Source organism: Capilliphycus salinus ALCB114379 (assembly GCF_047276495.1).
GTDB lineage: Bacteria > Cyanobacteriota > Cyanobacteriia > Cyanobacteriales > Microcoleaceae > Capilliphycus > Capilliphycus salinus.
Map to the genome: position 1 here is coordinate 2655678 of NZ_CP178543.1, position 13968 is coordinate 2669645.

Sequence of the window (13968 nt, forward strand, 5' to 3'; positions counted from 1 at the left end):
GGGCGGGTTCTAGAATAATTTATCTAACCTAAAAATAACTTAAATAAACCCACGCTCTTTCTGTATTCATTTTTGTAGGGGCGGGTTCTAGAATAATTTATCTAGCCCAAAAGTAACTTCAATAAACCCGCCCCAACCTCCAGGGCGGGTTTAGATTAGTTATCTGTGGGAAATCAACAATTTATTCGGAACCCGCCCCTACAAATCAATTAACTGTGTTTAATGGGAATGATAATTCTGAACTCGGTTCCTTCTCCGGGTTGAGAGTTGCATTCTAAGATTCCGCGATGTTTTTCGACAACAATTTGATAACTAATAGACAATCCTAAACCGGTTCCTTTACCGACGGGTTTAGTCGTGAAAAATGGATCGAAAATCTTGGCTTGAACTTCCGAGGTCATTCCTCCCGCATTATCTTGAATGGAAATCATTACCCAATTTTTTGCTGAATTTTCTGTTTTTTGAATGAATGCAGTTTGAATGGTAATTGTGGGTGAAAATGAAACCTCTGATGAGTTTTGGGCGAATTCAAAGGCATCGATTGCATTGCTCAAAATATTCATAAAAACCTGATTCAGTTGAGCCGCATAACATTCAACTTTCGGAAGTTTACCATATTTTTTAATAATTTGAATTGCGGTGCGTTCGGGTTTGGCTTTTAAGCGGTGATGTAAAATTAATAAGGTACTTTCAATTCCTTCATGCAGATCGACTCCTTTGACTTCCGCTTCATCCAAACGGGAGAAATTCCGCAAGGATAAGACAAGCTGACGAATTCGTTCGGCACCCAAACGCATGGAAGATAAAATTTTGGGTAAATCGTCTATGAGATATTCTAAATCAATTTCTTCTATTTTTTCGGCAAGAATAGGCGTGGGTTGAGGATATTCTTGTTGATAAAGTTGAACCAAATCGAGTAAATCTTGAGTATAATCGGTGGCGGGGTCGAGATTTCCATAAATAAAGTTGACTGGGTTGTTGATTTCGTGAGCGATTCCGGCGACTAAATGACCCAGACTCGACATTTTTTCCGTTTGGACTAATTGTATTTGAGCTTGTTTTAAATGGTCTGCTAAAGCTTTAGTTTCGGCTAAAAGTTCGGCTTGTTTTAAAGCGACTCCCAGTTGAATAGAAATCTGGGATAATAATTGTAATTCTTCATCTTTCCAGCGACGGGTTGTAGCGTTTTGATAAGCGGCGAGTAATCCCCATAAATTGTTACCTTGAAGAATAGGAACGACGATATAAGCTCTTGCAGAAAACAGTTCTAACAGTTTAAGTTGACAGCTAGAATATCCGGCTTGATAAATATCTTCAACGGCTAAAATTTCTCCCCGTCGAAAGCGTCCCCCTTGGGTTGTTTGCATACAAGTATCTGCGATTGTGGGAATGATATCAATTAAAGGTTCCCAATCGGAAGAAACGGACTCGGCGACAAAATAACCCGACCAATCTGGGTTAAAGCGATAAACAACAGCGCGATCGCTTTTGAGAAACCGCCTAACTTCTTGAGTAGCCGTATCAAAAATGGTTTGTAAATCGAGAGATTGACGAATTCGATTCACAATTTCAAATAAAATTTTTTGTCGTTTAGCTTCTTTTTGGCGTTCGTCAAATAGGGTAAGTTTTTTGGCTTTTGATTGAACTTGATCCAGATATTCTACCTGTTGCAAAGCCACATCTAAATGGTGGGCAATTTGGGTAACAAATTCAATATCATCTTCTGACCAATTGCGCGGCGAACCGCATTGATGAATGCACAAACCTCCCCATAATTTCTCGTTTTTGAGAAGGGGAACAAACAAATTCGCCCGCACTTGAAATTGGCTGAGGAGTTGAATATGACAATCGCTTAAACCCGCCGTATAAATATCAGAAATGGCGTTAATTTTTCCCTGTTGATATTGGGGTGAAAAATGTTCGCCGAAGCAATGATCGTGGAGACGAGCGCTTAAAACCGACTCAAATTGTGGATTAACATCTTCGGAAATAAATTCACCATCATCATAATTGGAATTCGGATCAAAACGAAACACCGCAACTCGATCTGCGTTTAATAATTGTCTGACTTCTATTGCTGTGGCTTTAAATATTGTGTTAAGCTGTAACGATTCTCGAATGCGACTAATCACTCGAAATAATGCTTTATAGCGTTCTATGGGATTGACATCCGCTTCTACGTTAACAGAAGGAGAGAACCCATCGGGATTTGATTGAGTGGGTACGGGTTGAACACTCAAAATTTGTTGAAGTTGTTCAAAAGCAGCTTCATTTGTACAGCACTCTCGTAATTGTTTCCATTGATGAGCGTTAAGCATCATAAGTTCATAGTTAGATCAAGGACGACACACTCCAGTAGGCTTTAAAGAAAGACAAAATGATGAGGCAGCAACACAAGAGCTATTAATATCCTCTATATTGAGTATAGTCTAAAATGAACAAGGTTGGAGAGAAAATTTACTCTCAACTGAGAGAAACTTATGACTGGTAAATGGGAATAGAGATGATAAACTCTGTGGTCTTTTCGGGTTGAGAAATACATTGGAGAGTTCCGCGATGCTTCTCGACAATTATTTGATAGCTAATTGACAGCCCCAAACCCGTCCCTTGACCGATGGGTTTTGTGGTAAAAAAGGGATCAAAAATGTGAGGAAGATATTCGGCTTTAATTCCCAATCCATTATCAATAATAGAAATTTCCGCTCTTTTGTCGGCAGAAGAATTTTCTCCAATAACAGAAGTTTTAATCGAAATTTTAGGAGAATAAACTGTATTTTGTGAACGTTTTTTCTTGAATTGATTATAACTTTCTTCTACAGCATCAATTCCGTTAGCGATAATATTCATAAAAACTTGATTGAGTAAGCCTGCGTAGCATTCAACTAACGGTAAGTCTCCGTAGTTTTTAATCACTTGGATTTCGGGAGAAGATGAACTTCCTCTCAAGCGATGTTGCAAAATCATTAATGTATTGTCAATTCCTTCGTGGATATCAACCGCTTTAATCTCAGCTTCATCCAGTCGAGAAAAGTTCCGTAACGATAAGACTAACTGACGAATTCTGTCGGCTCCCATTCGCATCGAAGAAACAATTTTCGGCAAATCGGAAACCAGAAAATCCAACTCAATAGATTCAGCATACTCCTGAATTTCATCCGCAGGTTGAGGATAATATTTCTGATAAAGTTCGAGCAATTGCAGTAAATTGTCACTGTATTCGCGAGTATAAGCTAAATTCCCGTAAATAAAACTTACAGGATTATTAATTTCGTGAGCAATTCCCGCAACTAATCGCCCCAATCCCGACATTTTCTCAGTTTGAATCAGTTGGGTTTGTGTCTGACGCAATTCCTCTAAAGTTTGAGAAAGTTGTTCGGCTTTTGCCTTTTCATTCTCGGCTGCAATGCAAGCTTTTTCATAAAGTTCTGCTTGGGTAATTGCAATGGCTACTTGGTCAGCAAGCTGACTAATTAAATCGATTTCTTCCCGGTCCCAATATCGGGGTTTATTACATTCGTGAGCAATTAATAACCCCCAGAGTTCATCATTAGTTCCAATGGGAACCACGAGATTTGCTCGAACTTGAATACTTTCTAAAAACTCTTGATAACAAGCGGGTAAGTTGGCTTCATAAATATCGTTAATCAACCCAAAATTACCTTCTCGATATCGATTGGCGGAGCCATTGGGAAAACATCCGCTCGGCGTTTTAATACCCAAAACTGAGGAAATATCTTCGCCCACCGCTTCGACAATGACTTCTCCTTCTTCTTCATTAATTAACTTATAAATTAAGACGCGATCTGTTTTCATTAACGCTCTCACTTCTCGGACAATGGTGAGCATTGTTGTTCTCAAATCTAACGTGCTACGGATTTGATCTGTCACCCGTTCTAAAGCTTTGGAAAAGTCGAGAGTTCGTTGCAGTTGACTGGTGCGTTCTTGAACTTGTTGTTCTAAATTTGTATTGAGATCTTGAACTTCTTTATACAGCAAATATTGTTGAATTGCCATTCCCAACTGTATTCCTAAACCTTGAGCCAATGAAATTTCCGCTTCTGTCCAAGATTGAGCTTGACCTTTTTTTAATTCTCGCCAAGCTTCAAAAGATTGTCTCGGTAAAACTTGTTTGAGGTTGGACTCAAAACGTCCCGCCCATAAAATTTCGGTGTCAATTTCATTTCTAAAAATCGTCAAAGTCGCTAATATTCTCTGACGATACTGAACGGGTAAAATCAGTATACCTCGAATTTTAGTATTTTGAAATCCCGGCGTTAACACTCGAAACAAGGGTTCTTTATAGAAATCGGAAATCGCCCAAATTTCGGGATCGGTCGGAAAGTTTTCTCTCGATGTTTTCGGCCGATTAAATCCGCTTTTAATCCATTGCTGCCAGAGGGGATGTTCTTCTAAAATCGGACTGGATTCCCATTCGGGCATTGTGGGTTGTTCCCCATAAGTCGAGATTTCACAGGGGGATGCACTCCCACAAATATACAGTCTTCCTCCGACGCCCTCCAACGCCTCAACGGTGGCTTCTAAAGCGGCTTGGAGTTGAATTGTCGGTTGTTGATGTAATAAAGAGGCAACTTTGTTAATGGTGGCTTCTCGGCTTGCTTGTTGGCGGGTATAAGTGAGTAATGTAGACTGTTTAATCGCCACAGAAAGCTGATCGACTATCATCTGAACCCGTTGTAATTGAGATGAGGAAATCTCCCAAGGTTCGGCATGATGAGAAACTAATAATCCCCACAATTGACGATTTGATTCTGAATTGTCTTGAGAGAAAATTGGGATGACAAAAGAAGATTGCACCCCCATTGCTTTTAGATAGGCAATATGGCAGGGATCAACGGCACGATAGTTAATTTCTTCGGCAATAGAAAAGTCTTCGGTTTCCTCGGTTTTAACTGGACTCCAACCAATTTGTCCGGTGGCGACGTTAACAATACTGCGTTGGCTGAGGGTGCAGAACATTTCTCGGGCGTGGGATGGAATATCATCGGCCGGAAAATGTAATCCTTTCAGGGAAGGTAAATGATTTTCATAAATTGATTCTGCCATGACTTCTCCACTCCCATCGGCACCAAACTGATAAATCATCACGCGATCCGTTTCCAAAAAAGCTCGAACTTCAGCAACGGTTGCTGTTAAAATTTCTTCGAGTTCTAAAGATTGACTAATCCGCTTTGTAATTCGGTATAGTAAATGTTGTTCATCAATTTTTTTAATAGAACCGTGTGAATTTTCTCCGGGTTTCATATAATCTCCTGTATAACCTCGTAATCAGTGTATCGACGCAATTTTAACTCGATTGACTACAATTATATATTTCTGTAAAGCTCTCAGGTTTGAAGCTGAGAGTCAGGTTTTTTTAAAAAAACTTAATAATTGGCCGGGCGGATTTCAAGGAGATCTGTTTAAAGTTGGATCGGGTTCTAATTGAGTATTCCCCCCTGTGAAAATTAAATTTTAGGTGAAATTTCGGATTAAATTTTAGCAGTTTTCAATTTTTATCAGCACTGTTCGATGAAAAACCCGATTTATACTGAGAAACCGGGTTTTTGGGATGTATAGCACTACTTGAATCGGGAATAGGCAACAGCTGATCTGGCAACAGTAGACTGTGAAAGGGTTTTAGGACTTAGGAATGTCCTAATATCAAATCCGGTTGTATAATCAACCAATAACAGACACCTTCGCAGTACCACCGACCGTGAACAGGCTTCGGTCGAACCGTGACTCCCAACACCGAATAGCCAGATCATTGATTATTGATCCGCAGATCGTTTATAATTTGGCTATAAAGCTTTAAAACTATTACTATACCTTTCTAGTTCAATGATTGTCGGTACTACAGAAGCAGCCCGTATTTTAAAAATCTCTACCGCTCGACTGCGAGTTCTCCTAATCGCCGGCCGAGTCGAAGGTGCCTATAAGACCGGGAAGATGTGGCTAATTCCCCTGGTTGACGGCGAACCCACTATTAAGCGAGGTACAAGAGGCCCGGCTCCGCGTTGGCGTAATCTCAAAAAGCCTGCAAAAACGATTGTTCACGTTAATTCTCAAAGAATTCGGCAAAATCAAAAACACCAGGAACAACTTCCCGTGATTACCGTCAAAACGCGCAACACCAATACTTATGGGCATATTGTCGAAATACCGGGAGGATGTCGTGTTGTCTATAGTCCCGATAAACCTCTCCGTTGTGGTGCCAGGGTTTGGATTGAAACTCTACATGAAGTCAGGATTATCTGTTAGTCAAAATCTCTTGATCTCCCCACACTTTTATCATGGGTATTCAAGTGGACTTGATATAATGTATTCGCGTAGTGCTATATAGCGCTACCCATAAAGGTTAGAAGATGGTATAAAAGTCCAACAAAAAGGGTAAGCAAACGTTACTACTGGTGTTTACCTACCCTGAGATTGCCGATTAAGGTTAATTAAAAGGGTGACAGACTCTTTTTGGCTTTGTCGATCACATCGGCATAGCGGAGTTCACCGCAAAGAATCTTACTCATCAGTTGAGTGGCTACGGGAACTTTGACCCCGACTTTGTAGCCGATACCGGGGAAACGGTAAAATAGACCCGCCAAATTTCCCGCCCAAACCATATCGGCGCCCCACTGTTGTTGCATGACTTTAGTGTAGTTTTCCAGGGCATTACTCGCGCCGCCCAGGGCTTGATCGATGGCTTCTGCGGCTTTAACTCCGCTCAAAATTGAGGGACGGATGCCTTCTCCCGAGAGGGGATCGCTTAAACTGGCGGCATCGCCGGCTAAGAGGGCGTTTTGGGTATGCAGTGTTTTGTCCCCATCCCACAAACACAGGGGATGCTCGGCGATGGAACTGCTGGCCCCAAAGCCCATTTTATTGGCATACTGCATTAATTCTTTGCTGAGATCCTTGGGTTCGCCGCCTCGGAAAGTGGCAATACTCACCGAGTAGCTGTCGGCTTTGGGAAAGCCCCAAATACTGCCATTTTTGACCATGCCAAATTCAAAACTGGGGAGTTGACCCGCGACTGGAAATTCTGCGACCATACTCTGACGGAGTTTGGACTGTTTCAACCCCAACCATTGAGCCATCGGGCCTTTTGCCCCATCTGCGGCAATTAAATATTTGGCTTCTTGGGGGCCTTGGTTGGTATTGACTTGCCAGCGATCGCTGTTAAACTTAATCCCGGTGACTGAGGTTTGAGTTTGCAGTTGTGCGCCTTGGTCGATAGCTTGCTGCATCAAGTATTGATCGAAGATATCCCGACGCACCATCCACATGGGTTTAACGATCTCGGTTTCTACGGGATCGCCCATTTTAAAGGTGTAGCGTATTTTCTCTACGGTTGTGGAAATCGCCGGTGTAAAATCAAAGTCAAACCATTGAGCGATCGCGGGTGATACTCCTCCACCGCAGGGTTTTTGGCGAGGCCAAGCGTCTTTTTCGATCACCAATACGGAATGTCCCCGTTTGGCAAGATGATAAGCGGCGGCGCCGCCCGCCGGACCAGCACCAACAATAATGCAGTCAAACATGGTCGTCATAAGTTAATGATCTGTTCTTGTTGTTTAGTCGTATTCGTTAAAAAATTAATTCTCAACCCCGGCTGCAAATCATTGCCTTTTAAGGATTAAAACTGCACCCCTTTAAATCAGGTCAAATGCCTTGATTTCGAGCAATTTTTCCCTTTAGGCTCATAATAATTGCTCTGTTTATAGTTTAACACGCATTATCTGTCGGTTGCCAAGTCTAGTTTTTATCTTTTTCTAGATTTTGATGATTTCTCAAACAATACTGGCTGAATTTTCTAGAATAAATCTTAGATATTTGCTATCAAATACGAAAAAGAATACTGGACATTTCCCCACCTCCGAGGCGGGTTGATTTCACTAATTTTTGGGAAAACATATATCAAGGTCGAGGCGCGCCCCTACGCCAGTTCTGACCTCACGACCTCGCGCTTTTTGAGTTGTCAATCTCCATCTTTTGATCGATCATTTAAAATTTAGATCGCAAAAAGATGAGGCAGAAAACAGCAGCATTTTTTCACCAAACCCGGCTAATTTTTTGGTGGTGTACTGCTGCCCGCACTTCGGCTTTTCTGGGGAAAGATTGAGGGGTTTCACCTCTACCTTTTGCCCCAGTTTTGCAGAATTTAAACGGTTTGAATATCTTTTTCTTTCGCCTCTAGCAGGTCGTCAATTTTGGCGGTGTATTTATCCGTCAGCTTTTGAATTTGGTCTTGTAAATCTCGGGCTTCATCTTCGGATATGTCTTTATTTTTTTCTTGTTTGCGAACGGAATCGACCGCATCCCGACGAACATTTCGCACCGAAACTTTACCCTCTTCTGCGTACTTAGAGGCTAACTTGACAAATTCTTGACGACGTTCGCTGGTCAGAGGAGGAATATTCAACCGAATAATCGATCCATCGTTGTTGGGAGTCAGTCCCACATCCGATAAAGAAATGGCTTTTTCAATCAGATCGACGGTCTTCGGGTCAAAGGGTTGAATGGTAATTGTGGATGCGTCCGGGGTGTTGATAGTGGCGAGAGACTTCAAAGGAGTGGGACTGCCATAATATTCCACCATCACCCGATCGAGTAAAGAAGTATTGGCGCGTCCGGTGCGGATGGTATTAAATGAGCGTTGAGTAGACTCAACCGCCTTTTTCATTGAACTTTCGACTTCAGCTAACTTCACACAAACCTCCTACAAATGTTCCAACTGGGTCTCCACTGACAGCGCGAGCGATATTTCCATGTACGGTCAAATCAAAGACAATAATGGGAATATTATTTTCTTTGCACAGGGCGATCGCGGTACTGTCCATCACCCGTAGGTCTTGGGTTAGCACATGACCATAGGTGAGGGTTTTATAGCGGCGGGCGTTGGGGTTTTGGTGGGGATCGCTGTCATATATCCCATCGACTTTTGTTGCTTTAAAAATCACCTCAGCGTCGATTTCAGCGGCTCGCAATGCTGCTGTGGTATCGGTGGTAAAGAAGGGATTGCCAGAACCGGCTCCAAAAATCACCACGCGGTTGAGTTCGAGATGACGAATGGCTTTGCGACGGATATAAGGTTCGGCGACTTCCTGCATGGCGATCGCGGTTTGTACGCGAGTCGGGACTCCGATTTGTTCGAGGGCGTCTTGTAAGGTAATGGCATTCATCACCGTTGCAATCATCCCCACATAATCGGCGGTTGCCCGATCCATTCCCGCAGAGGCCGCTTTTACCCCTCGGAAGATGTTACCACCCCCCACGACAATTGCCACCTGAATTCCTTTGGCCACGACCTCGGCGACTTCTTGGGCGATCCCCTGTACGACAGCGGGATCGATACCGTAGCCCAAACTGCCCATTAACGCTTCACCGCTTAGTTTCAGTAAAATGCGCTTATATGCTGTTCCCATTTATAACCCCCAATAGTTTCCGCTCAATCGATTGACATGGGCAGCGATCGCCACTACTGATCCAGCGGGTCTGCGCCGACTGATGAATCGCACTGGTGTAGACATTGGGGTGATCATAAGTAATTGTGAGTTATAGTAACAAGCTGTGAGATGCTAAAACATCCCTAAAAAGGATGATGATTTCATTTGGGCGAGCATTGCCTTCACAATAAGATAGCAGAAAGCGGACTCTCTGCTTTCAGCTTTTTTTTGAGCGAGCGAAAAAGTCACTCAAACTTCGCACGCGCCCCTTTACATCTGTGCAGATTCGATTCACCCGTCGGGATTCTCATCGCCACTGAAGGGCGTCTCCAACGGCTTCGGTAGTTGAAGGTTGGATGACTTCTCCCTGAAGCAATTGAGCGATCGCAACTTTGAGATAGGGCCTACTGACGGACTCGGCTGAGTTGGGGTTGTCATCAATTTGGCCGCGATAACGGATTATTCCCTGTTGATCCAGTAAGAAAACTTCTGGAATCACTTTCGCCCCAAAGCAATGAGCAACATCTTGAGTTACGTCCCGAATATAGGGAAAATTCAGGTGATTGCTTTGTGCAAATTCCTTCATGTTCTCAAAGCTATCTTCTGGAGATCGGATCGCATCGTTAGCGTTTATCCCAATCAGGGTAACGCCGACATCGGCATACTCCTGTTGAAGCTGTTTGAGACGCTCTAGATACAGATGTACATTAGAGCATTGATTCGACATGAAAATCACAGCAACTGCCCTATACCGTTCTAAATATCGCGCTAAATGATGCACCTCGCCATCTATTCCGGGCAGTTCAAAATCGGGAGCATAACTATTAATTGCAGTACCCTTCATGTTTAGACGTATTGCCAAATCTCTATCACGAAATGTTGCCGGGAGCGCGGAAGCCGCCAAATTCTATTTGGTAGACCAAGCGCGACCCGTGCGGTTAAAACCGCCGCCCCTAAAAGGGGAGGGGGTATGGTTGCCCCCAGTCTCCATTTCTGGAGTAAAGTTAGCCTCGCCAAAGTTATCGGTCGGTACTATCGCTCATAGCACGGTCTTACCCCTCGTAGGACTGTTTAACTACTTGCTTCTAGAGCATGGGACTGGCTTACGCATCCCAAGGTAGGAACTTTTACTCTTACCGATAACGTAGTCCTCAAAGGACTTAGGCTGGTCAGCTACCGCACATAGAGAGGGATTCTTTGCCCCGTCTATGCGCGAGCGGGGTGCTGACAACAATAAACTAGCCGCATTCGCTTCAGTAGACCGATGCTCTCACCCCTAATTTAACTCACAATCTGAAAATTCCCTAATTCTTAGCGGGGGATGGGGGATTAAAAGTCTTTAGGACAGTAAACCTGTGGCCAGGGCATGATATCCGATTAATTTGTAAGTCAGTTTGGCGGCGGTAAACTCGGAAACCACACAATCAGCGACGGGGGCCAATTCCATCACGTCGCAACCGATAACCGTGTGAGTGGTAAATAAACGGCGCAAAAAGGCTAACAAACCGTACCAATTCAATCCTCCGGGTTCGGGCGTTCCGACTCCGGGCATGGAACTGGGGTCTATCCCGTCTAAATCGATCGTCAAAAAGACCCGTTTTGTGGGGATGGCGGCGATCGCTTTTTCGATCCAGTCGGGTTGAGTGGCTATCTCTCGCGCCCAAAATACGGGTAATTGTTTTTCTTTGATCAAATGGGCTTCTTCGATGCACAAACTGCGAATTCCCACCTGTACCGTTGGCAGTCCCATTTCTACCACTCGCCGCATGACGCAAGCATGATTGTGAATTGTCCCTTCATATTCGTAGCGCAAATCCCCGTGAGCGTCAATTTGAACGACGGTAAAGGGTTCATCGGATAGCTGTTGATAGCCGGCGACGACTCCTGCGGTAATGCTGTGTTCCCCGCCTAAGGCGATCACAAATTTACCGGACTTTGCCAAATCGTAAACGGTTTGTTGGGTAACTCGCAGCATTTCTTCGGAGGAGACGGCTTGGCTGCGGGTATCGGCGATGGGAGGATGGGTGTAAATTCCCACCGCAAAACAGACTTCTCGATCCAACTCGTCGTCGTAGCATTCTAGCTGATGAGAGGCATCTAACAGGGCTTCTGGGCCTTTTTGACAGCCTTTTCGATAGCTGGTTGTTGCTTCAAAGGGAATCGGTAAAATGGCGATCTGGGCGGTTTCGGCGTCGGGTACGATTTCTGAGCCTAAAAAATCAACAAGGGAAGTTGAGGTTAGGGTTGATGTCATTTGAGCGTTCTAAGGGATGAGTGATGGTTAAATAACACAATGCCATCCTAAATTTTGACACATTTATTCCCGGCTTGAAGACGAATTTAGAACTATCAATAAAATTAAATCCGTTTTCCGATAGAATGTTGTACAAATGTATTGCTAAAGGTTTTCTGCTTGTATTCTTGTTCGCAGGGATGAGGCTGTTCGATGAACCAATGTTCGCATCGCTCTGAAGATAGAGAAGAAATTTGACTTCCGGTGGTTTCAAATCCGCCGTGCATACAAATATTGCCTTTATGATCGCGTAAAATGGCTTGGGCGGTGTCGAGTGTAAATTCACCTTCGTTGAGTTGACACAAGAGTTTTACCCGTCCTTCTCGCGAGTCGTGGGAGGGAATCTGTAGCCCGCCTTCGGAAAATATCTCGGCAAAATCAAAATCTTTTTCGCTGTGACACCATCCCATTTCTATGGCGTAAGGAATCAGTTGGGGATGTCGTAAATCGCCTTGATTGCGAATACTTAAATCGTTAGAAATTGAACGTGTTCCGCTGGTAATCTGTTCGGCTATCCAATATTTTCCGGCGGTTTCTAAGACCCAAGCTTCTCTCGGATCGGCAATAATAAATGAGTTGTGATAATTAAAGGTAAAATGTTCGGCACAGTTTCCCCCTTGTCCGTATTGTTCTAGTAATTCTACAAGACAATCGAGGGCTAAACGGGCTGTATGTGAACGTTCTAGGGCGAGTCGCAATAAATCCATCCCCAACAAACCCGTACTTGAATAGGCTTCTGTTGTCCAAACGGCTTCGTTACCGATGACGACTCCGCACTCATTTGCACCCATTTCTGCGCCCCACATCCAACGAGGTTTTGATAAAATTACGCCCAATGTTCGCTGAACTTGGGGAATAGAAAGATAGGTACAATTTACTAATTCCCCTAGAGAATAATTCCGGGCTGGAATTGTCACCACATCTTGAATTTCTCCCTGAGGACGATCGCTATTTTTTCCAAAAATAACATCCCCATTCAGTGTAGCATCGGGTAAGGCAACGAAGGTATCGCACATTGCAACAAAATCCCCTGAATTTACTTGTTTCTATTTTGTCTTGCTGACTTGGCGATCTACAGTCCCAAATATTAATGTTTTCTTTAAATTTTTGGCCGGACTTCAAGACTGCTGATTTTTGATTCATTTCATAATGACTTTACTCCCGTTTTAATGAATTCAGAGAATCATCACAAATTGTCAAAATCTTGCCAATCCTGAAAACTTGTTTGAATCCGCTCGAGTGAATTTTGCAGTTCTTTTAACAAACTGTCTATTTTCTCAATAACTGCTTTTTCTTCGGAGTTTAACTGTCCGGTTTCAGCCTTATTTTCTAATTGGGACTTGGAAAGGATAAAGCCAATTAAGAACTCAAGATTATTGAGGTTTTCTCCCTGCAAACTCTGAATATTATTCCAAATATTTTCTTGGAGAGTTTCCCAGTTTAAATCGCCATATAAATCAGTATCATCGCTAGAATTATTGCTATTGTTAATGCGGCTTGAGTGGTTGTTTTTTTTTGTTTGGACAGAGCGGAGCTAGAAGTTGGAGAGGCTAACAATTGATTGTTAGGGGGAATAATTTCCCATTCTTCATTATCTATTCTATCGGATAAACCCCGCCAAACTCCGGACAAACTTAAAGCAGATTTGGCTTTTAAGGTGGTGATAATTATCAAAAAACCCTCTCTTGAGGGGAGAGAATAGTTTTGCAATTCTTCGGCTAAATTTTGTCGCAATTTTGGGCAGTTTTTACCCAGTTTACAAACAGTTTCTGCCGGATGAGATTCTAGATATTCGGGTGTGGCTAACTGTTCAATTGCGTCTTTGTCAACTTCAAAACCGTATTCTCCGCCGATGCTAATCGCCCGATCAATTTCTGATTCTAGTTCATTTTTTAATGCCCGAATAGCGAGAGAACGTAATTTTTTTTCGGCTTCTTCTGAGTGATAATCAACCCAAGCGATAGAATTTCTAACCGAACGCCCCATAAAATCTGCACGTTCTTCTCTGGCTTTTAATCCGGTTACAAGTAAGAGTATATTAGAACCTTTACGGGCGAGAATAATTGAAGGTTTTTGATGATCGATAACGGTTTCAACACGTATTTCTGTAAAAAGGGGTGGAGTTTCGCGGATTAGACTCTCTGTTTTGATTTTAAACCAAGAATAATCTTGATCTTCTTTTTGACCTCGACTCAAAATGTAAATAGTCATCGTTAGTTCCTCTAAATTTCAAAG

10 protein-coding genes are annotated in these 13968 nt (G+C 43.0%); 1 reads left to right on the forward strand and 9 read right to left on the reverse strand.

All coding sequences use genetic code 11. The annotated features are described in order from the left end of the window. Positions 1–209: 209 nt before the first annotated feature. Together ACL6C3_RS11095 and ACL6C3_RS11100 are read right to left on the reverse strand one after the other, a co-directional pair. Complete coding sequence (locus ACL6C3_RS11095; protein ID WP_413167232.1) at positions 210–2321, reverse strand: GAF domain-containing protein; 2112 nt, start codon at positions 2319–2321, stop codon at positions 210–212. Between the two features lie 157 nt (positions 2322–2478). After that, positions 2479–5262, reverse strand: a complete 2784-nt coding sequence (locus tag ACL6C3_RS11100) for a GAF domain-containing protein (RefSeq protein WP_413167233.1) — start codon at positions 5260–5262, stop codon at positions 2479–2481. 579 nt (positions 5263–5841) lie between these two features. Between ACL6C3_RS11100 and ACL6C3_RS11105 the strand changes: the two genes are divergently transcribed. After that, on the forward strand, positions 5842–6261 hold the full coding sequence (locus ACL6C3_RS11105; protein ID WP_413167234.1) for a DNA-binding protein: 420 nt from the start codon (positions 5842–5844) through the stop codon (positions 6259–6261). A 185-nt stretch (positions 6262–6446) separates the two neighbouring features. On the opposite strand, the gene ACL6C3_RS11110 is transcribed toward ACL6C3_RS11105, so the two are convergent. From ACL6C3_RS11110 to ACL6C3_RS11140, 7 genes are all read right to left on the reverse strand, one after another. Then, positions 6447–7535 (reverse strand): geranylgeranyl reductase family protein, encoded by a 1089-nt coding sequence (locus ACL6C3_RS11110; protein ID WP_413168297.1) that lies wholly within the window; start codon positions 7533–7535, stop codon positions 6447–6449. Between the two features lie 620 nt (positions 7536–8155). Beyond that, entirely contained in the window at positions 8156–8704 is a 549-nt protein-coding gene (gene frr / locus ACL6C3_RS11115; protein ID WP_413167235.1) for a ribosome recycling factor, read from the reverse strand. Then, positions 8691–9419, reverse strand: coding sequence for a UMP kinase (gene pyrH / locus ACL6C3_RS11120; RefSeq protein WP_413167236.1), 729 nt, complete (start codon positions 9417–9419; stop codon positions 8691–8693). Before pyrH ends, frr begins: the two co-directional genes overlap by 14 nt. Before the next feature lie 328 nt (positions 9420–9747). Then, positions 9748–10284: a thioredoxin family protein gene (locus ACL6C3_RS11125; RefSeq protein WP_413167237.1), complete on the reverse strand. Its 537-nt coding sequence runs from the start codon at positions 10282–10284 to the stop codon at positions 9748–9750. Between the two features lie 495 nt (positions 10285–10779). Further along, a complete protein-coding gene (gene speB / locus ACL6C3_RS11130; RefSeq protein ID WP_413167238.1) occupies positions 10780–11694 on the reverse strand; it encodes an agmatinase in 915 nt (304 codons plus the stop codon). Between the two features lie 104 nt (positions 11695–11798). Beyond that, on the reverse strand, positions 11799–12749 hold the full coding sequence (locus ACL6C3_RS11135; RefSeq protein WP_413167239.1) for a C69 family dipeptidase: 951 nt from the start codon (positions 12747–12749) through the stop codon (positions 11799–11801). Positions 12750–13173: 424 nt separating this feature from the next. Beyond that, positions 13174–13944 (reverse strand): hypothetical protein, encoded by a 771-nt coding sequence (locus ACL6C3_RS11140; protein WP_413167240.1) that lies wholly within the window; start codon positions 13942–13944, stop codon positions 13174–13176. Positions 13945–13968: the final 24 nt, after the last annotated feature.